At 61.1% G+C, this 18806-nt stretch carries 13 protein-coding genes and 2 pseudogenes; 14 read left to right on the forward strand and 1 reads right to left on the reverse strand.

Annotated features, from left to right (window positions below):
* The first annotated feature begins 149 nt into the window (after positions 1 to 149).
* The 8 genes and pseudogenes from DCO47_RS17940 to DCO47_RS17975 all read left to right on the forward strand — a co-directional run bounded on the left by DCO47_RS17940 (position 150) and on the right by DCO47_RS17975 (position 9575).
* Positions 150 to 677, forward strand: coding sequence for an RNA polymerase sigma factor (locus DCO47_RS17940; RefSeq protein WP_116658598.1), 528 nt, complete (start codon positions 150 to 152; stop codon positions 675 to 677).
* 104 nt (positions 678 to 781) lie between these two features.
* Positions 782 to 1747: a FecR domain-containing protein gene (locus DCO47_RS17945; protein WP_116658599.1), complete on the forward strand. Its 966-nt coding sequence runs from the start codon at positions 782 to 784 to the stop codon at positions 1745 to 1747.
* Positions 1748 to 1869: 122 nt separating this feature from the next.
* A complete protein-coding gene (locus tag DCO47_RS17950; protein ID WP_116658600.1) occupies positions 1870 to 4455 on the forward strand; it encodes a TonB-dependent receptor in 2586 nt (861 codons plus the stop codon).
* Between the two features lie 103 nt (positions 4456 to 4558).
* Positions 4559 to 5155, forward strand: a complete 597-nt coding sequence (locus DCO47_RS17955) for a biliverdin-producing heme oxygenase (RefSeq protein ID WP_116658601.1) — start codon at positions 4559 to 4561, stop codon at positions 5153 to 5155.
* Between the two features lie 164 nt (positions 5156 to 5319).
* On the forward strand, positions 5320 to 5730 hold the full coding sequence (locus DCO47_RS17965) for a YbaN family protein (protein ID WP_064364987.1): 411 nt from the start codon (positions 5320 to 5322) through the stop codon (positions 5728 to 5730).
* A gap of 441 nt (positions 5731 to 6171) precedes the next feature.
* Positions 6172 to 7131: pseudogene (locus DCO47_RS27595) on the forward strand (chemotaxis protein); the annotation flags it as partial.
* A gap of 378 nt (positions 7132 to 7509) precedes the next feature.
* Positions 7510 to 8037 (forward strand): annotated as a pseudogene (locus DCO47_RS27600) (methyl-accepting chemotaxis protein); the annotation flags it as partial.
* Positions 8038 to 8225: 188 nt separating this feature from the next.
* Positions 8226 to 9575, forward strand: coding sequence for a CoA transferase (locus tag DCO47_RS17975; RefSeq protein ID WP_116658603.1), 1350 nt, complete (start codon positions 8226 to 8228; stop codon positions 9573 to 9575).
* Positions 9576 to 9771: 196 nt separating this feature from the next.
* On the opposite strand, the gene arcD (DCO47_RS17980) is transcribed toward DCO47_RS17975, so the two are convergent.
* Positions 9772 to 11199 carry an arginine-ornithine antiporter gene (gene arcD / locus DCO47_RS17980; RefSeq protein WP_116658604.1) on the reverse strand — a complete coding sequence of 476 codons (1428 nt, stop codon included), beginning with the start codon at positions 11197 to 11199 and terminating at the stop codon, positions 9772 to 9774.
* A gap of 437 nt (positions 11200 to 11636) precedes the next feature.
* Here arcD (DCO47_RS17980) and arcD (DCO47_RS17985) point away from each other — a divergent pair, with 437 nt between their 5' ends.
* The 6 genes from arcD (DCO47_RS17985) to DCO47_RS18010 all read left to right on the forward strand — a co-directional run bounded on the left by arcD (DCO47_RS17985) (position 11637) and on the right by DCO47_RS18010 (position 18712).
* Positions 11637 to 13064 (forward strand): arginine-ornithine antiporter, encoded by a 1428-nt coding sequence (gene arcD, locus DCO47_RS17985; RefSeq protein WP_083353436.1) that lies wholly within the window; start codon positions 11637 to 11639, stop codon positions 13062 to 13064.
* 35 nt (positions 13065 to 13099) lie between these two features.
* Positions 13100 to 14356 (forward strand): arginine deiminase, encoded by a 1257-nt coding sequence (gene arcA, locus DCO47_RS17990; protein WP_064364996.1) that lies wholly within the window; start codon positions 13100 to 13102, stop codon positions 14354 to 14356.
* A gap of 68 nt (positions 14357 to 14424) precedes the next feature.
* Positions 14425 to 15435, forward strand: coding sequence for an ornithine carbamoyltransferase (locus DCO47_RS17995; protein ID WP_041479782.1), 1011 nt, complete (start codon positions 14425 to 14427; stop codon positions 15433 to 15435).
* Between the two features lie 151 nt (positions 15436 to 15586).
* Positions 15587 to 16516 (forward strand): carbamate kinase, encoded by a 930-nt coding sequence (gene arcC, locus DCO47_RS18000; RefSeq protein WP_016770621.1) that lies wholly within the window; start codon positions 15587 to 15589, stop codon positions 16514 to 16516.
* Positions 16517 to 16578: 62 nt separating this feature from the next.
* Entirely contained in the window at positions 16579 to 16941 is a 363-nt protein-coding gene (locus tag DCO47_RS18005; RefSeq protein ID WP_042607276.1) for a DUF5064 family protein, read from the forward strand.
* A gap of 262 nt (positions 16942 to 17203) precedes the next feature.
* A complete protein-coding gene (locus tag DCO47_RS18010) occupies positions 17204 to 18712 on the forward strand; it encodes a sigma-54-dependent transcriptional regulator (protein WP_064364998.1) in 1509 nt (502 codons plus the stop codon).
* Positions 18713 to 18806 lie beyond the last annotated feature (94 nt).

Genomic DNA, 18806 nt, shown 5'->3' on the forward strand with positions numbered 1-18806 from the left:
TGTCAGTCGATATGGAATTGACTGACACGACGCCTTCGCGAGCAGGCTCGCTCCCACAGGGATATGCATTGAAATCGATGAAATCAGCACTTGACCATTCAGCCAGATGATAAGCATTATCATTCGCTCGAACTGGATCAGGTCCTCCCGTGAGTCAATCGCGCTTCAACCACGTCTTCCTCGCCCAGCGCACTTCCCTGCTGCGCACGCTGGAACGGATGGTCAACAATCACAGCACCGCTGAGGACCTGTTGCAGGAGACTTACCTGCGCGTGACCCGCGCGTTGAGCGAGCGGGCCATCGATCACCTTGAACCCTTCGTCTTCCAGACCGCGCGTAACCTGGCACTGGACCATTTGCGTGCGCGCAAGATCCATGCGCGAACCATGGTCGATGACGTGCCGCAGGACGTGGTGCAGAGCATCGCCGCACCGGCCAGCAGCGCCGAAGACGCCGCCCACGCCGAACAACTGCTGGAGCGTTTGAACGTGAGCCTCAGTCAACTCAGCCCGCGCCAGCAGCAGATCTTCATCCTCAGTCGCCTGCACGGGCACAGCTATCAGGAAATCGCCGATGAACTGAAGGTGTCGCTGAGCACTGTGCAGAAGGAGCTGAAACTGATCATGTCGATCTGCATCGGCGTCGCACAACGACATGAAGGCAGCGGCAAGCTATAAGCTGCAAGCTGCAAGTAAAAGCAAAAAGCAGTAACGCACTCCGGCTTGCAGCTTGCAGCTTGAAGCTAGAAACTGCTTCTCGCCAGAAGCCTTGAGGAACCACCGTGACGGACACCCACCGCCCGCCTTCGCCCGATTCGGCGCGGGACGCTGCAGCAGCAATGGACCAGGCGCTGGACTGGCTCATCGTGCTCGGCAGCCCGGACGAGGAACAGACCCGGCAATTTCATGCCTGGCTGGCGGCGGATCCGTTGAATGCCGAAGTTTTCGCCAAGGCCCAGGCGATCTGGGATGGCCCGCAAGTGGTGCTGTGCGCCCAGGCCCTGGCAGCGAAACCGGCGAAAGTCACTGTCCTGCAACGTCTGCGTCCGCACTGGAAACCGCTGGCCAGCGCTGCGGTGTTGATCCTCGGTCTGTTCAGTTTCAGCAACCTGCCGATGCGCCTGCAGGCCGATCACCTGACCGTGGTCGGCGAGCGCCAGCGCCTGCAATTGGAGGACGGCTCGAAAGTGCTGCTGAACACCAATTCGGCATTCTCCAGCACCATTAATGACCAGCAACGCGTGGCCCGGCTGTTTCAGGGCGAGGCGTTTTTCGAGATCGCCAGCGGGCGCAATCAGCCGCTGGAGATCGATGCGGGGCCGGTAACGGCCAGTGTGCACGACACCGCATTCGCCGTGCGCTACCTCGACGGGGTCGCGCTGGTGAATGTGCAGCGTGGCGATGTCGATCTGCGCGCCACCCACAACGATGCCCGCGTGCGCTTGCGTGCCGGGGAAAGCATTCGGATCGGTCCCAACGGATTTGATCGTCCGGCCAAGCTCGACGCCAATGCGGATCTGGCGTGGATTGAAGGCCGTCTGGTGTTCGAGAACTGTCCGCTCAATCAGGTGCTGGCCGAGCTGCGCCGCTACTACCCGGGCTGGATCATCAACAACAACGAACAACTGGCCGACGTCGCCGTCACCGGCAATTACCGTCTCGACCAGCCGCTCGACGTGGTGCGCTCCCTCGCCCACATCACCTCGGCGCGCCTGCAGGAATTCCCCGCGCTGGTCATCTTGAACTAAATGAGAATTATTTTTACTCGATAGCCAACGGCAGTACGTCTCGTTATAGCCAATGCAATTGATTCGCATCTAACCATGCCGATCAGCACCTATAAAGATTCGTGCGACACGGAGCGCTATCGATGTCCTCACGCCTTACCCGCCAGACTTCCTCCCCTTCCCGCGTACTGTCGCTGCTGACTGCGGCGATTCTCATGGCCGGCACCGCGCCGCTGCTCGCAGCCACCGAGCAACCGGCGCGCAACATGGGCGACTACGCGTTCGCCATCGGCCAGCAACCGCTGGTTTCAGCGCTGAATGCCTTTACCGCCGTGACCGGTTGGCAGGTCGGCTTGCCGGCAGAGCTGGGTCAGAACGTTTCGTCGCCCGGCGTGCGCGGTTCGCTGCCACCGGAGAAAGCCCTCGAGCGCCTGTTGGTGGGGACCAACCTGAGCTTCCGCAAGCTGAGCAGCAACAACGTCGTGCTGGAAAAACGCAGCAGCATCGGCACGCTGAATCTCGATCAGGTGACGATCAGCGCGACGCGTCAGGAACAGTCGGTCAACAGCGTGCCTTCGACAGTCAGCGTGCAGGATCGCCAAGAGCTCGACCGCAACAACGTCAACACCATCAAGGATCTGGTGCGCTACGAGCCGGGCGTTTCCGTTGGCGGTGCCGGTCAGCGTGGCGGCATCAGCGGCTATAACATTCGTGGTATCGACGGCGACCGCATCCTGACCCAGGTCGACGGCGTGGAAATCCCCAACGGTTTCTTCAACGGCCCGTACGCCAAGAGCCAGCGCAATTACGTCGACCCGGAAATCGTCAAGCGCGTGGAGATCCTCCGCGGCCCGGCCTCGGTGCTGTACGGCAGCAACGCCATCGGCGGCGCGGTCAGCTATTACACGCTGGACGCCGACGACATCATCAAACCGGGCAAGGATGTCGGCGCGCGTTTGAAAAGCGGCTACAGCTCCGCCGACGACAGCTGGCTGAAATCCGCCACCGTCGCCGGGCGCAGCGGTGAGTTCGACGGTCTGCTGCATTACAGCCAGCGCGACGGTCACGAAACCGAATCCTTCGGCAGCCACAACGGCACTGGCCTTGCGCGCACCGCGGCGAACCCGGAAGACGTCCGTGCGACCAACGTGCTGGCCAAGCTCGGCTGGAACTACAACGACGATTCCCGCCTGGGCCTGACCTACGAAAAGTACAAGGACGACCGCGACACCGATCAGAAAAGTGCCTACGGCGGCCCGTACTTCAACGGCGCCCCGACCATCCCCGACAGCGTACTGCCTGGCGGCATGTACCAGTGGCGCACTGGCAACGACACCATCACCCGCGAGCGTTTCGGCATTGAACATTCGTTCGCCCTCGACAGCCTGCTGGCGGATAACGTGAAGTGGAGCCTCAATCACCAGATCGCCAAGACCGACCAGAGCACCGAAGAGGATTACTTCCCGATGACCCGCAGGGTGCTGCGTACCCGCGACACGATCTACCAGGAAAAACAGTGGGTGTTCGACGCGCAACTGGACAAGGCTTTCGCCATCGGTGATACCGATCATCTGCTGACTTACGGCACCACGATCAAGCAGCAGAAAGTCACCGGCTCGCGCAGCGGCGACGGCACGTGCCTGGCAGTCGGTCGCGGCTGCACGGCGATTGGCGCGACCAGCGCGGCGGACGTGCTGGCCAAGGCCAGCGACTTCCCCGATCCGACCATCAACACCTACAGCCTGTTTGCCCAGGATCAGATCAGTTGGAACGACTGGACCTTCCTGCCGGGTCTGCGCTACGACTACACCCAGCTCAAGCCGCACATCACTGAGGAGTTCCTCAACACCGTAAACGCCGACGGCCAGGGCACGGTCAGCGACAAGAACAAGACCTGGCACAAAGTCTCGCCGAAATTCGGCCTGACCTATGCGCTGACGGAACACTACACCTGGTACGGCCAGTACGCCGAAGGCTTCCGCACGCCGACGGCGAAAGCGTTGTACGGGCGTTTCGAGAACAACACCAGCGGCTACACCGTCGCGCCCAACTCCGACCTTGAGCCGGAAAAGAGCAAAGGCTTCGAAACCGGCCTGCGCGGGAATTTCGAGCAGGGTTCGTTCGACGTCGCGGTGTTCTATAACAAGTACCGCGACTTCATCAACGAAGACGCAGTCAAGCCGGGCGACGATCAGTTGACCTTCCAGAGCAACAACATCAAGCGCGCCACCATCAAGGGCGCGGAAGTCAAAGGGCGTTTGAACCTGGATGCATTCGGTGCGCCGCAGGGCCTGTATACCCAGGGCTCGATCGCTTACGCCTACGGTCGCAACAACGACAACGGCGAACCGATCAACAGCGTCAACCCGCTCACCGGCGTCTTCGGCCTCGGTTACGACCAGGATCATTACGGCGGCCTGCTGAGCTGGACCGTGGTGAAGAAAAAGGATCGTGTCGACGACAGCAACTTCAAATCGCCGGACGGCGTCAGCAGTCAGTTCAAGACCCCGGGCTTCGGCATTCTCGATCTGGCCGGCTATTACAAAGTCAGCGACGACGTCACCGTCAGCGGCGGCATCTACAACCTCACCGACAAGAAATACTGGCTGTGGGACGACGTGCGCGGTTACGACAGCGTCGGCGAAGCCTCGGTGACGCAACCGGCCAACCTCGATCGCCTGACCCAACCGGGACGCAACTTCGCGATCAATCTGATCTGGGACATCTGATCGGCCCGGCCTCACTGCGCTTAACGGCGCAGTGAGTTTTTTTACTGTCCGGCGCTCGCCCGTACGTCTTGTTATCAAGCGCCTCATTTATCAAGGACACATCATGACTGCCTCGGAAAAAGCCCTGCGTTCGCAACGCCTGAACCAGATCACCCATGAGCCGCACAGCAAACTCGACGCGCTGGTCAAAGCCCACGCGCCCTTCGAAACCCGCGCCAGCTTCGCCCGATTCGTTGTTGCGCAATACCTGTTCCAGGCGGAACTGGTCGAGCTGTACAACGATGCCGAGCTGACTTCAATCGTCCCCGATCTGCCGGCCCGTTGCCGCGCCGAAGCGGCCAAGGCTGACCTCGCCGACCTCGATACCGACGTCCCGGCCCCAGTGGCTGGCGCGCTGAAAAACCCGAGCAAGGCGCGGGCGCTGGGCTGGATCTTCGTGTCGGAGGGTTCCAAACTCGGCGCGGCGTTCCTGATCAAGCGCGCCGTGGCGCTCGACTTGAGCGAAACCTTCGGCGCCCGGCATTTGGCTGAACCGCAAGGTGGCCGCGCCGAGGGCTGGAAAAGCTTTGTGCGCACCCTCGACGCGTTGCCGTTCACGGCAGAGGAAGAGGCCGAAGTGGAGCAAGGCGCGCTGGAAGCGTTCAACCGCTTCACCGTGCTGCTGGAACGGGCTTATGCGACAGAAGCCGAACCTGCCTGACACACCGCCATTTCCCTCTGTAGGAGTGAGCCTGCTCGCGATAGCGTCCTTTCATTCAACATCGATGTCGACTGATACATTGCTATCGCGAGCAGGCTCACTCCTACAGGGGGCTGCGTAAGTCTGTAAGATCTCCGTTCCGCTTCAGAAGCCACCGCTGAGCCATGCCCGCACCCGCCTCTTCGAAACTTGCCCGTCTGCTGTTCGCCCTGCTGGCCTATGTCAGCCTCGGCATTGGCCTGATCGCCATCGTCGTGCCCGGTCTGCCGACCACCGAGTTCATCCTCCTTGCCGCGTGGGCCGCGACCCGTAGCTCGCCGCGCTTGAGTGCCTGGCTGGAAAACCATCGTCTGTTCGGACCGATCCTCAGTAACTGGCGCAACGGCAAGATCATCGCGCGCAAGGCCAAGGTCAGTGCCACCGTGAGCATGCTGCTGTGCGCAACATTGATGCTGGTGCTGCTCGATCACGGCTGGCCGATCTATCTGGCAATGGTCGGCATGGGCCTGGGCAATCTGTGGATCTGGTCGCGCCCGGAAACGCCTGCTGCTGTCGCGAAACATCCCTGTAATTAAAGATTTTTCAGCACTTCCCCCTGCGCAAACGTTTAGCGGCGACCGTCCGTCGGCGCGCGCCTCATGCCGTCTCGCTCGACGCCGATGAGCATTGCATGGCGCTGAATGGATTTGGCAAACCGGGCTGCGGCCCAGGCCACCTGTCTATTTCATTCGCGAGATCGCCCCATGTTCGACGCTCTGTCCATTCGCCTGAAAATCGTCCTGCTCTCCGGCCTGTGCCTGCTCGGAGTGGTGGCGCTGATTGTCAGCATGAACATCTACCAGACCAACCAGAACGACGAACTGGTCAGTCAATCCAGCAACCAGTTGCTCACTGCCAGCGTGCAGAACCTGCTGCAGGCCAAGGCCGCCGAACAGGCAGTGCGGGTGCAGAAAACCTTTGGTGAAAGCCTGCTGGTGGTCACCGCCCTCGCCGACCAGATCAAGGATCTGCGGACGATGGCGGCCAAGCGTTCACTCGAACCAGGCGCGGTTCGTGAAGAGTTGAACCAGAGCCTGAAAACCGCGTTCGAGCGCAACGATAAAGTCCTCGGTATCTGGCTGGCCTTCGAACCCAACGGCCTCGACGGCAAGGACAGCGAGTTCGCCAACGACGCCGCGCGGCAGTCCAACGAGGCCGGGCGCTTCGCCTCCTACTGGAGCCGTGCCGCCGGCGCCGCGCTGAATACGATCATGGTCGAAGATGACCTGACCAAGACCACCCTCAGCGTCAGCGGCACGCCGTACAACAGTTGGTACACCTGCCCTCGCGACAACAAGCGCACCTGCCTGCTCGACCCGTATGCCGACACCGTCGGTGGCAAGGAAATGCTCATGACGACCATTTCCGTGCCAGTGATGGTCGACGGCAAAGCGATCGGCGTAGTCGGTGTCGACATTGCCCTCGACGCGCTGCAAGCCGCCGCCGTCGACTCGCAACGCAGCCTGTTCAACAACGCCGGGCATATGCTGATCGTTTCCGGCAGCGGCGTGCTGGCGGCCGACAGTGCTGACGCGACGCGGGTCGGCAAAAAGATCAGTGACACCCTCGGCGCGGACGGCAAGGATGTTCTGCAACTGGTCGGCAGCGGCACGGCGAAAATTCTTGAACAGGGCGAGCTGATTCGCGCGGTTTACCCGGTCGATCCGATCGGCAATTCGCGGGCCTGGGGCGTGGTCATTGACCTGCCCAAACAAGTGCTGCTGGCTGACTCGGTGAAGCTGCAAGCGGTGCTGGATGATGCGCAGGAAACCGGCGTGATCACTGCTCTGCTGGTCGCCGTGGTGGCCGGTCTGGTCGGCCTGCTGCTGATCTGGCTCACCGCCTCCGGGGTCACCCGTCCGATCAACAGTGTCGCCGAAATGCTGAAGAACATTGCCAGCGGCGAAGGCGATCTGACCCAGCGTCTGAACTACAGCAAGAAAGACGAACTGGGCAAGCTGGTGAACTGGTTCAACCGCTTTCTCGACAAGCTGCAGCCGACCATCGCGCAGATCAAACAGAGCATCACCGAAGCCCGTGGCACGGCTGATCAGTCTTCGGAAATTGCCCGGCAGACCAGCGAAGGCATGCAGGTGCAGTTCCGCGAAATCGATCAGGTCGCCACCGCGTCCAACGAAATGAGCGCCACCGCCCACGATGTCGCCAACAGTGCCTCGAACGCCGCCAATGCGGCCAAAGGTGCCGACCAATCGGCCAAGGACGGCATGGCGATCATCGAGCGCAGCACCCGCGACATCAATCAACTGGCCGATGAAGTCAGCAAAGCGGTGACCGAAGTCGAAGCGCTGGCGGTCAACAGCGAGCAGATCGGCTCGGTGCTGGAAGTGATCCGCAGCATCGCCGAACAGACCAACCTGCTGGCCCTCAACGCTGCTATCGAAGCCGCCCGCGCCGGTGAAAGCGGTCGCGGTTTTGCCGTGGTTGCTGACGAGGTGCGCAACCTGGCCAAGCGCACGCAGGATTCGGTGGAAGAAATCCGCGTGGTCATCGAGCGCATCCAGACCGGCACCCGTGGCGTGGTCGCGACCATGCACTCGAGCCAGACCCAGGCGCACAACAACGCCGGGCAGATTCGTCAGGCGGTCGATGCACTGGGCAAGATCAGCGATGCGGTGACGGTGATCAGCGACATGAACCTGCAGATCGCCAGTGCTGCCGAAGAGCAGAGCGCAGTGGCCGAAGAGGTCAACCGCAACGTCTCGGCGATTCGCACCGTCACCGAAACCCTGACCGAACAGGCTACGGAATCAGCGGCGATCAGCAGCCAGCTCAACAGCCTGGCGAGCCAGCAGATGAAATTGATGGATCAGTTCCGCGTGTAACAATCCAGCATAAATCCCCGTGGGAGCGAGCCTGCTCGCGAAGAAATCGTCATATCCAACATCAGTGTTGACTGACACGACGCCTTCGCGAGCAGGCTCGCTCCCACAGGGAACGGGTTCACATCCTGGTTTCATCTAAACCGCGATTTTTTTGCACTATCATCCCCCTCTAGCTCAGGAGGGCTTCGATGACTGATCTGCTTACGTCCATCCAGACCGCACTCGACCTGCCGCGCACGCCAATCCCCTTCAACAGTGACGGCGCGCTGCCCTCGGCGTTCGCGGTCACCGAGCTGGCCTGCGCCAGCATCGCCGCTGCCGGGCAAGCGGTCAGCGAATTGCTCCACCAGCAGACCGGTGACATGCCCGCCGTTGCGGTCGATCGACGTCTGGCCTCGTTCTGGTTCTCCACCTCGCTGCGCCCGATCGGCTGGCAAGTGCCGCCGCTGTGGGATCCGGTCGCCGGCGACTATGCCACCCGGGACGGCTGGATCCGCCTGCACACCAACGCCCCGCATCACCGCGCCGCCGCTGAACGGGTGCTTGGCGCCTGCGCCGACCGTGCAGCAATGGCGGCGAAAGTTGCGCAATGGGCAAGTACGGATCTGGAACAAGCGGTGGTCGACGCCCAGGGTTGCGCCGCTGAAATGCGCAGTTGGGCGCAGTGGCAGCAGCACCCGCAAGGGCTGGCAGTGAATGCTGAGCCGTTGGTGCATTTCATTGCGCAGACAGACGAGCACCGCGCCGAATGGCAAGGTTCGATCGCGCGACCACTGGCCGGGATCAAGGTGCTCGATCTGACCCGCGTGCTCGCCGGCCCCACCGCCAGCCGCTTGCTCGCCGGATTGGGCGCCAATGTGCTGCGCATCGATCCGCCGAGCTGGAACGAACCCGGCGTGGTTCCGGAAATGACCGTCGGCAAACATTGCGCGCGGCTGGACCTGCAGACTCCAGCGGATCGCGCAGTGTTCGAAGGTTTGTTGCAGGACGCCGACATCCTGCTGCACGGCTATCGTGCCGACGCTCTGGAACACCTCGGCTTTGGTGTTGAGCGCCGTCGACAACTGGCACCCGGTCTGATCGATGTCTGCCTCAACGCCTACGGCTGGAGCGGCCCGTGGCAGAACCGCAGGGGCTTCGACAGCCTGGTGCAGATGAGCAGCGGCATCGCCGAGGCCGGACAGCACTGGAAGCACAGCGATAAACCGACGCCGTTGCCAGTGCAGGCGCTGGATCATGCGACCGGGTATCTGATGGCGGCGAGTGCGATCAGGCTGCTGACTGAACGCCTGGCCAAAGGTCGCGGGGGTTTGGCGCGGCTGTCGCTGGCGCGCACGGCGAAGCTGTTGGTCGAGCATGGCCAGGGATCGGATGAAGCATTGCGTGGCGAAGATGTGCAGGATCAGGATTCGGCGCTTGAGCACACAGCGTGGGGCCCGGCGCGGAGGTTGCGCGTGCCGGTGCAGATCAGCGGGGTGGCAGTGCGGTGGGATTTGCCGGCGATGGAGTTGGGCTCGTATCCTGCGCAGTGGCTCTAGAAGATGCCCCTCACCCCAGCCCTCTCCCGGAGGGAGAGGGGGCCGACCGAGGTGTCTTGCGCTATACGTCGACCTGAAAAAACCAGTCGATTATGGATTCGGAAAAGGTCTTTCACGTCGGCGTAATTCGCCAATATCCCCCGGTCGGCCCCCTCTACCTCCGGGAGAGGGCTGGGGTGAGGGGCTGCTTTTCAGATCACAACGCCAACACCCCGCTATACAACCCATACGCCGCCAGCCCCGCGCCAATCACCACGCAGGCAAAAATCCCTTTCTCTACCGTGGTAAAAACCGGCTGGCCCTGTTCATGCTTGGCCTTGGCAAACAGAATCACCCCGGGGGCGTACAACAGCGCCGACAGCAGCAGATACTTCACCCCGCCGGCGTACAACAGCCACACCGCGTAAATCAGTGCGATGCCGCCAATCAGCAGATCCTTGGTGCGTTCGGCGGAGGCGTGTTCGTAGGTTTCACCGCGCCCGCTGAGTAGCACCGCGTACGCCGCCGACCACAGATACGGCACCAGAATCATCGACGACGCCAGATAGATCAGACTGGTGTAAGTACCCGCCGAGAACAGCGTGATCAGCAGGAAAATCTGAATCATCGCGTTAGTCAGCCACAGCGCGTTGACCGGTACGTGGTTCTTGTTTTCCTTCTTCAGGAACGCCGGCATGGTCTTGTCCTTGGCCGTGGCGAAGAGGATTTCTGCGCACAGCAGAGCCCACGACAGCAACGCGCCCAACAGGGAAATCGCCAGCCCGACGCTGATCAGCAACGCGCCCCACGGCCCGACGATGTGTTCGAGCACCGCCGCCAGTGAAGGATTCTGCAGATTGGCCAGTTCCGGCTGGCTCATGATCCCCAGCGACAGCACATTGACCAGCACCAGCAGCGCCAGCACGCCGATGAAACCGATCACCGTGGCGCGACCGACATCGCTGCGTTTTTCCGCCCGCGCCGAATACACACTGGCGCCTTCGATGCCGATGAACACGAACACGGTGACCAGCATCATGTTGCGCACCTGGTCCATCACCCCGCCGAAGTTCGGGTTGCTGCGGCCCCAGATGTCGCGGGTAAAGACGTCCGCCTTGAACGCCACGGCAGCGATGACGATGAACATGATCAGCGGTACGACCTTGGCCACGGTGGTCAACTGGTTGATCAGCGCCGCCTCCTTGATTCCGCGCATCACCAGGAAATGCACCGCCCACAACAGCACCGAGGCGCAGCCGATGGCGATCGGCGTATTGCCCTGGCCGAACACCGGAAAGAAGTAGCCGAGGGTGCTGAACAGCAAGACGAAATAACCGACGTTGCCCAGCCAGGCGCTGATCCAGTAACCCCAGGCCGACGAAAAGCCCATGTAATCGCCAAACCCGGCCTTGGCATAGGCATAGACGCCCGAGTCCAGCTCCGGTTTGCGATTGGCCAGGGTCTGAAAGACGAACGCCAGGGTCAGCATGCCGATCGCGGTGATGCCCCAGCCGATCAGGATCGCCCCGGCATCGGCGCGCGCCGCCATGTTCTGCGGCAACGAGAAAATCCCCCCGCCGATCATCGAGCCCACCACCAGAGCGATCAACGCACCAAGGCGCAGCTTTTGCGTCGGTTGCGACATGCAGATCTCCTTGAACAAGCCGCTGTTATTTATTTGTAACAACAGCTGACTAAAAGCCTAAGAGTAGATGACGTTTATCAGGTAATGCATAGGCGAACACATTTATATATAGCGGATGACGATAACGCGTAGCACGTTAAGTCAGTTTTGTGCGCTGATCCTGATAATTCGATTCTGTACTGAAAACAGATGACGGACATTTGCCAAACCCGCAAAAGCAACTAGCGTCATAGTTCGAAAGCATTAATAGCTATTCCCAATTGCATTAGCGAAAAGGCTCTGTCACGGGCCTTTCAGAGCACAGCGTTATGCCCGCAACGGGTGGATAAGTCATTCATTAACAATGGAATGTAGCCATGCACTGATCCAAGTCAGCTATTCGAACAGACAACGGTACTAGGCTGTGAGCTCTCCTTTCCTGCAATGGAGTCATGCAAATGTCTGAAGCGCCCGGAAAACTAAGACTCGGTGCACTGGTTGCACTGGTAGTCGGTTCAATGATCGGTGGCGGGATATTTTCGTTGCCACAAAACATGGCCGCCAGCGCCGACGTCGGTGCCGTGCTGATCGGCTGGGCCATCACCGCCGTCGGCATGCTCACCCTCGCTTTCGTCTTTCAGACCCTCGCCAATCGCAAGCCTGACCTGGACGGTGGGGTCTACGCCTACGCCAAGGCCGGATTCGGCGACTACATGGGTTTCTCGTCTGCCTGGGGCTACTGGATCAGCGCCTGGCTGGGCAACGTCGGTTATTTCGTCTTGCTGTTCAGCACCCTCGGCTACTTCTTTCCGATCTTCGGCGAAGGCAACACGCCGGCGGCGGTGATCGGCGCGTCCTTGCTGCTGTGGGGCGTGCACTTCCTGGTGCTGCGCGGGATCAAGGAAGCGGCGTTCATCAACCTGGTGACCACGGTCGCCAAGGTCGTGCCGCTGCTGCTGTTCGTGCTGATCGCCATCTTCGCGTTCAAACTGGACATCTTCACCGCCGACATCTGGGGCGTAAAAAATCCGGATCTGGGCAGCGTGATGAACCAGGTGCGCAACATGATGCTGGTCACCGTCTGGGTGTTCATCGGCATCGAAGGCGCGAGCATCTTCTCCGCCCGCGCCGAGAAACGTTCGGACGTCGGCAAGGCCACCGTGATCGGTTTCATCACCGTGCTGCTGTTTCTGGTGCTGGTGAACGTGCTGTCGCTGGGCATCATGACCCAGCCGGAACTGGCGAAACTGCAGAACCCGTCGATGGCCGCCGTGCTTGAACACGTGGTCGGGCACTGGGGCGCGGTGCTGATCAGCGTCGGTCTGATCATTTCGCTGCTGGGGGCGCTGCTGTCGTGGGTGCTGCTATGTGCGGAGATCATGTTCGCCGCCGCCAAAGACCACACCATGCCGGAGTTCCTGCGCAAGGAAAACGCCAACCACGTGCCGGTCAACGCGCTGTGGCTGACCAATGCCATGGTGCAGATTTTCCTCATCATCACGCTGTTCTCGGCCAGCACTTATCTGTCGCTGATCTACCTCGCCACCTCGATGATTCTGGTGCCCTACCTGTGGTCGGCGGCCTATGCCCTGCTGCTGGCGGTGCGCGGCGAGAGCTACGAAGGGTTTGCCGCCGAGCGGCGCAAGGATCTGATCATCGGCGGTATCGCCCTGATCTATGCGGTGTGGTTGTTGTACGCCGGCGGGGTCAAGTACCTGCTGCTGTCGGCCCTGCTTTATGCGCCCGGCGCAATCCTGTTCGCCAAGGCCAAGCTGGAACTCAAACAACCGGTTTTCACCAACGTCGAGAAGCTGATTTTCGCCGCAGTGGTCGTGGGCGCCGTGGTGGCGGCCTACGGTCTCTACGATGGCTTCCTGACGCTGTAACCCCTGATTGATCTGTCATCTGGAGGAACACAGAAATGACCACGGAAAAAGTGAAGTACGGCGTCCACTCCGAAGCCGGGAAACTGCGTAAAGTCATGGTTTGCTCCCCAGGTCTGGCCCATCAGCGGCTGACCCCGAACAACTGCGATGAACTGCTGTTCGACGACGTGCTGTGGGTGGCACAGGCCAAGCGCGACCACTTCGACTTCGTCACCAAGATGCGCGAACGCGGCATCGACGTGCTGGAAATGCACAACCTGCTGACCGACATCGTCGCCATTCCCGAAGCCCTGGACTGGATTCTTGAGCGCAAAGTCACCGCCGACTCGGTGGGCCTGGGCCTGATCAGTGAGGTGAAATCCTGGCTGAAAAGCCTTGAGCCACGGCACATCGCCGAATTCCTGATTGGCGGCGTCTCGGCCGATGATCTGCCGGACAGCTTCGGTGGCAAGACCATCCAGATGTTCCGCGACTTCCTCGGCCACTCCAGCTTCATCCTGCCGCCGCTGCCGAACACCCAGTTCACCCGCGACACCACCTGCTGGATCTACGGCGGCGTGACGCTGAACCCGATGTACTGGCCGGCGCGCCGTCAGGAAACCCTGCTGACCACCGCCATCTACAAATTCCATCCGCAATTCACCAATGCCGAATTCGAGATCTGGTACGGCGACCCGGACAAGGATCACGGCAACTCCACCCTCGAGGGCGGCGACGTCATGCCGATCGGCAACGGCGTGGTGCTGATCGGCATGGGCGAGCGTTCATCGCGTCAGGCCATCGGCCAACTGGCGCTGAACCTGTTCAACAACAAGGCGGTGGAAAAAGTCATCGTCGCCGGCCTGCCGAAATCCCGCGCGGCGATGCACCTGGACACGGTGTTCAGCTTCTGCGACCGCGACCTGGTGACGATCTTCCCGGAAGTGGTCAACCAGATCGTCGCCTTCACCCTGCGCCCTGACGAAAGCAAACAGGGCGGCATCGACATTCGCCGCGAAGAAGGCAGCTTCCTCGACACCGTCGCCGCTGCGCTCAACCTGCCGAAACTGCGCGTGGTGGAAACCGGCGGCAACAGCTTCGCCGCCGAGCGCGAGCAATGGGACGACGGCAACAACGTGGTGGCGATGGAGCCCGGCGTGGTCATCGGCTACGACCGCAACACCTACACCAATACCCTGCTGCGCAAGGCCGGCGTGGAAGTCATCACCATCAGCGCCGGCGAACTCGGTCGCGGCCGTGGCGGCGGCCACTGCATGACCTGCCCGATCATCCGCGACCCGATCGACTACTAAACGACCGTCCCCCGGCCGCACTTATCCCGTAGCGGCCGGGCCGATTACCGAATCCAAGGAGAATCATCATGGCGTTTAACATCCACAACCGTAACCTGCTCAGCCTGGAACACCACACCCCACGTGAGCTGCGTTACCTGCTCGACCTGTCCCGCGATCTCAAACGCGCGAAATACACCGGCACCGAGCAGCAACACCTGAAGGGCAACAACATCGCCCTGATCTTCGAAAAAACCTCGACCCGCACCCGTTGCGCCTTCGAAGTGGCGGCCTACGACCAAGGGGCCAACGTCACCTACATCGACCCGAACTCCTCGCAGATCGGCCACAAGGAAAGCATGAAGGACACCGCCCGCGTGCTCGGGCGCATGTACGACGCCATCGAGTACCGTGGCTTCAAACAGGAAATCGTCGAGGAACTGGCCAAGTTCGCCGGCGTGCCGGTGTTCAACGGCCTGACCGATGAATATCACCCGACCCAGATGATCGCCGACGTGCTGACCATGCGTGAGCACGCCGACAAGCCGATCCACGAAATCAGCTACGCCTACCTCGGCGATGCGCGCAACAACATGGGCAACTCGCTGCTGCTGATCGGCGCCAAACTCGGCATGGACGTGCGCATCTGCGCGCCAAAAGCCCTGTGGCCACTGGACGATCTGGTAGCGCGCTGCAAAAAATACGGTGAGGAAAGTGGCGCACGCATCACCCTCACCGAAGATCCGAAGGAAGCGGTCAAAGGCGTCGACTTCATTCACACCGATGTCTGGGTATCGATGGGCGAACCGGTGGAAGCCTGGGCCGAGCGCATCCAGCAGCTGCTGCCGTATCAGGTCAACGCCGAGCTGATGAAAGCCACCGGCAACCCGCGCACCAAGTTTATGCACTGCCTGCCAGCGTTCCACAACAGTGACACCAAGGTCGGCAAACAGATCGCCGAACAATATCCGCATCTGAAAAACGGCATCGAAGTGACCGACGACGTGTTCGAGTCGCCGGCCTGCATCGCCTTCGAGCAAGCGGAAAACCGCATGCACACGATCAAGGCGATCCTGGTCTCGACCCTGGCTGATCTCTAAGAGCGGCACCGCTCCATGTAGGAGTGAGCCTGCTCGCGATAGCGGTCTGACATTCAACATTAATGTCGACTGATGCTCCGTCATCGCGAGCAGGCTCACTCCTACAATTGATCGAGTCGTTTGCCACTCCTCTGCTTAGAAGGAATGCACCATGCGTATCGTCGTAGCCCTGGGCGGTAACGCCCTGCTCCGCCGTGGTGAGCCGATGACCGCTGACAATCAGCGCGCCAACATCCGCATCGCCACCGAGCAAATCGCCAAGATCCATCCCGGCAACCAACTGGTCATCGCCCACGGCAATGGCCCGCAGGTCGGCCTGTTGTCGCTGCAAGCGGCGGCCTATACGTCTGTCACTCCGTACCCGCTGGACGTGCTCGGCGCCGAAACCGAGGGCATGATCGGCTACATCATCGAACAGGAACTGGGCAATCTGCTCGACTTCGAAGTGCCGTTCGCCACTCTGCTCACCCAGGTCGAAGTCGACGCCAACGACCCGGCCTTCAAGAACCCGACCAAGCCGATCGGCCCGGTGTACGAAAAAGCCGAAGCGGAAAAACTCGCCGCCGAAAAAGGCTGGGCAATTGCTGCCGACGGCGACAAGTTCCGCCGTGTCGTCGCCAGTCCACGGCCGAAACGCATCTTCGAAATCCGCCCGATCAAGTGGCTGCTGGACAAGGGCAGCATTGTGATCTGCGCCGGTGGCGGCGGCATTCCGACCATGTATGACGAACAGCGCAATCTCAAAGGCATCGAGGCGGTAATCGATAAGGATCTGTGCTCGTCGCTCCTCGCCGAGCAACTGGAAGCCGACCTGCTGGTGATCGCCACCGATGTCAACGCGGCGTTCATCGACTACGGCAAACCCACCCAGAAAGCCATCGCCGAAGCCCACCCGGACGAACTCGAACGCCTCGGTTTCGCCGCCGGTTCCATGGGCCCGAAGGTGCAGGCAGCTTGCGAGTTCGCACGCCATACTGGCAAGGTCGCGGTGATCGGTTCGCTGGCCGATATCGAAGCCATCGTCCAGGGCACCGCCGGTACGCGGGTCAGCACGGCGAAGCCGGGGATCAGCTACCGATAACAATAAACGCCGGAGCAGGCACAAGACCTGCTCCGCTCCCATGCCTTGAAAGGAGTAGCTCAATGGCCCAATTCGAACCCGGTCATCTGCATATCGAGCGGCACGCGTTGACCGACGATGACGTCAATTACAACGTGCATCTGGACTATGAAGTGTTCACCGATCCGCAGAAAGGCAAAGGGATTCAGTTCACCCTGCATGGCAGCATGCAGGGCAAGGACATGAAGGAAACGTTTTTCCTGCCCAAGGAAGAGGCCTACAACTTCGCCCGTGACGTGACCCGGATCGCCGAGAAGTACGGAATCCCCAAGACCCACAGCCAGATCGGTTCGGTGCACAAGCATTACGACCTGATGTTCGAAGACATTCGGCAGAAGTTGAATATGCAGTCAGGGGATCCGGTCAATCTGGAGCATTTCGAATAAAAATCTAAAGCCCCTCACCCTAACCCTCTCCCAGAGGGAGAGGGGACCGATTGGGGGATGCTGCAGCATTGCGTCGACCTGATCCTGCATCACTGAATCCATAATCGCCCGGTACTTTCAGGTCGATGCATAACCCCAGACACCTCGGCCGGCTCCCTCTCCCTCCGGGAGAGGGCTGGGGTGAGGGTGCTTTTGCTTTCACCTCTCTTCAAGCCCAAGGCATACTTGCCCCCCTCCGCTCTGCAGATCACTGAACCGCCCCATGCGTATCCACGTCAGCTTCATCGACCGCGTCGGCATCACCCAGGAAGTCCTGGCTATCCTCGGTGGGCGCAATCTCAATCTGGATGCGGTGGAGATGATCCCGCCGAACGTCTACATCGACGCGCCGACCCTGAGCCCGCAAGTGCTCGAAGAGCTGAAAGATGCGCTGTTTCGGGTGCTCGGCGTGGTAGCGGTAACCGTGGTCGATATCCTGCCCGGCCAGCGTCGGCATTTGCAGCTCGATGCCCTGCTCGCGGCGATGACCGATCCGGTGTTGGCCCTCGACAGCGCCGGCAAGGTGCTGCTGGCCAACCCGGCGTTGATCGCGTTGTACGGTCGCGAACCCGCTGGCGAAAGCGTGTCGGCGCTGTTCAATGATCCCGGCCTGCTCGGCACCCTGCTGGAAAACGGCTTCCGCCTGCCGCTGCGCGAGATCACCGTCAACGGCCAGACGCTGTTGCTGGATGCCACGCCGATCACCGACGCCGGCGCACTGCTGACCCTCTATCAACCGAACCGCATCGGCGAACAGCTCTCGGCGCTGCACCACGACCACGCCGAAGGCTTCGACGCGCTGCTCGGCGAATCCCCGGCGATCCGCACCCTCAAGGCCCGCGCGCAAAGGGTCGCGGCGCTTGACGCACCTTTATTGATTCAAGGCGAAACCGGTACCGGCAAAGAACTGGTTGCCCGCGCCTGCCACGCGATCAGTACTCGCCACAGCGCTCCTTTTCTGGCGTTGAACTGCGCAGCGTTGCCGGAAAACCTCGCCGAGAGCGAGCTGTTCGGCTACGCCCCCGGCGCTTTCACCGGCGCCGCGCGTGGCGGTAAACCGGGGCTGATGGAACTGGCCAACCAGGGCACGGTGTTTCTCGATGAGATCGGCGAGATGTCACCGTACTTGCAGGCCAAGTTGCTGCGCTTCCTGAACGACGGCAGCTTCCGCCGCGTCGGCGGTGATCGTGAAGTAAAGGTCAACGTGCGCATCCTCAGCGCGACCCACCGCGATCTGGAAAAAATGGTCAGCGAAGGCCTGTTCCGCGAAGACCTGTTCTATCGCCTCAACGTGCTCAACGTCGAAGTGCCGCCGCTGCGTGAACGCGGCCAGGACATTCTGCTGTTGGCGCGGTATTTCATGCAGCAAGCCTGTGCGCAGATCCAGCGCCCGGTCTGCCGCCTGGCGCCGGGGACTTATCCGGCGCTGCTCGGCAATCGCTGGCCGGGCAATGTGCGGCAACTGCAGAACGTGATTTTCCGCGCGGCAGCGATTTGCGAGAGCAGCCTGGTCGATATCGGCGACCTCGACATTGCCGGCACCTCAGTGGCGCGCCAGGCCGACACCGACGTCGACAGCCTCGAGCAAGCGGTCGAATCGTTCGAAAGAGAGCTGCTGGAAAAGCTCTACGTCAGCTACCCCTCGACCCGGCAACTGGCGAGCCGCTTGCAAACTTCGCATACCGCCATCGCCCATCGGCTGCGCAAGTACGGCATCCCGAACAAACCCTGACTCATTGCCGCTCCCCCTTGTAGGAGTGAGCCTGCTCGCGATAGCGGTTTATCAGTCAATTAATTTGTCGTCTGCCACACCGCTATCGCGAGCA

This window comes from Pseudomonas sp. NDM (assembly GCF_003105095.1).
GTDB lineage: Bacteria > Pseudomonadota > Gammaproteobacteria > Pseudomonadales > Pseudomonadaceae > Aquipseudomonas > Aquipseudomonas moraviensis_A.